Origin of the sequence: Pseudomonas sp. LS-2, assembly GCF_003605735.1 — a bacterium.
Classification (GTDB): domain Bacteria; phylum Pseudomonadota; class Gammaproteobacteria; order Pseudomonadales; family Pseudomonadaceae; genus Aquipseudomonas.
Genome location: NZ_QXTJ01000007.1, coordinates 1 through 1,529 on the forward strand (window position 1 = coordinate 1; position 1,529 = coordinate 1,529).

1 rRNA gene is annotated in these 1,529 nt (G+C 53.0%); it reads right to left on the bottom strand.

The features are described from left to right. Window positions 1–55 precede the first annotated feature (55 nt). A 23S ribosomal RNA gene (locus D3M70_RS04355) occupies window positions 56–1,529 on the bottom strand; the annotation flags it as partial.

Genomic DNA, 1,529 nt, shown 5'->3' on the forward strand with positions numbered 1-1,529 from the left:
TCTTCACAGTCACCGCAATCTGTGCTCGTCGAGTCGCAGATTGCTTGGGTGTTATATGGTCAAGCCTCACGGGCAATTAGTATTGGTTAGCTCAACGCCTCACAGCGCTTACACACCCAACCTATCAACGTCGTAGTCTTCGACGGCCCTTCAGGGAACTCAAGGTTCCAGTGAGATCTCATCTTGAGGCAAGTTTCCCGCTTAGATGCTTTCAGCGGTTATCTTTTCCGAACATAGCTACCCGGCAATGCCACTGGCGTGACAACCGGAACACCAGAGGTTCGTCCACTCCGGTCCTCTCGTACTAGGAGCAGCCCCTCTCAAATCTCAAACGTCCACGGCAGATAGGGACCGAACTGTCTCACGACGTTCTAAACCCAGCTCGCGTACCACTTTAAATGGCGAACAGCCATACCCTTGGGACCGGCTTCAGCCCCAGGATGTGATGAGCCGACATCGAGGTGCCAAACACCGCCGTCGATATGAACTCTTGGGCGGTATCAGCCTGTTATCCCCGGAGTACCTTTTATCCGTTGAGCGATGGCCCTTCCATACAGAACCACCGGATCACTAAGACCTACTTTCGTACCTGCTCGACGTGTCTGTCTCGCAGTCAAGCGCGCTTTTGCCTTTATACTCTACGACCGATTTCCGACCGGTCTGAGCGCACCTTCGTACTCCTCCGTTACTCTTTAGGAGGAGACCGCCCCAGTCAAACTACCCACCATACACTGTCCTCGATCCGGATGACGGACCTGAGTTAGAACCTCAAAGTTGCCAGGGTGGTATTTCAAGGATGGCTCCACGCGAACTGGCGTCCACGCTTCAAAGCCTCCCACCTATCCTACACAAGCAAATTCAAAGTCCAGTGCAAAGCTATAGTAAAGGTTCACGGGGTCTTTCCGTCTAGCCGCGGATACACTGCATCTTCACAGCGATTTCAATTTCACTGAGTCTCGGGTGGAGACAGCGCCGCCATCGTTACGCCATTCGTGCAGGTCGGAACTTACCCGACAAGGAATTTCGCTACCTTAGGACCGTTATAGTTACGGCCGCCGTTTACCGGGGCTTCGATCAAGAGCTTCGCGTTAGCTAACCCCATCAATTAACCTTCCGGCACCGGGCAGGCGTCACACCCTATACGTCCACTTTCGTGTTTGCAGAGTGCTGTGTTTTTAATAAACAGTCGCAGCGGCCTGGTATCTTCGACCGGCATGAGCTTACGGAGCAAGTCCTTCACCCTCACCGGCGCACCTTCTCCCGAAGTTACGGTGCCATTTTGCCTAGTTCCTTCACCCGAGTTCTCTCAAGCGCCTTGGTATTCTCTACCCAACCACCTGTGTCGGTTTGGGGTACGGTTCCTGGTTACCTGAAGCTTAGAAGCTTTTCTTGGAAGCATGGCATCAACCACTTCATGTTCTAAAGAACACTCGTCATCAGCTCTCGGCCTTAAGATCCCGGATTTACCTAAGATCTCAGCCTACCACCTTAAACCTGGACAACCAACGCCAGGCTGGCCTAGCCTTCTC